Annotated in this window: 1 rRNA gene; it reads left to right on the top strand. The window is 39.5% G+C overall.

The features are described from left to right. Window positions 1–390: 390 nt before the first annotated feature. Window positions 391–486: ribosomal RNA gene (locus CBX98_RS25390) — 23S ribosomal RNA — on the top strand; the annotation flags it as partial.

Below are 486 nucleotides of genomic sequence, written 5' to 3'. Positions count from 1 at the left end.
GCTCAGTTGGGAGAGCACCTGCCTTACAAGCAGGGGGTCACTGGTTCGAGCCCGGTATCGCCCACCATTCTCTAAGTATTTTTGGAATAAAACGTCCAAACCAGAACAAGCAATTGATACTGGTTGGCATTTTTGACTCTGAAAGTCTTTAGAAAATGTAACTTCCTTGTGAAGAAACATAGCTCTTTAACAATTTGGAAAGCTGACAAAATAACAATTTATTGTTGTTTGTAAAGTTCTCAAAGTATTCATTTATGAATACAACTAATAACACATTCAAGTGTTCTTGGAATTTGAGTCCGGCAAAATCGATATGTCTCTCGCTCATTCAAATAATGAGAGACAACTTTGGTGATTTGAACATCAATTCGAAACTCCTTCGGGTTGTATGGTTAAGTGACTAAGCGTACACGGTGGATGCCTTGGCAGTCAGAGGCGATGAAGGACGTATTAACTTGCGATAAGCCCAGATTAGGTAGTAAAAAC

This window comes from Vibrio sp. T9, from assembly GCF_003123985.1.
GTDB lineage: Bacteria > Pseudomonadota > Gammaproteobacteria > Enterobacterales > Vibrionaceae > Vibrio > Vibrio diabolicus.
This window is presented reverse-complemented; position numbering and strand designations above follow the sequence as displayed.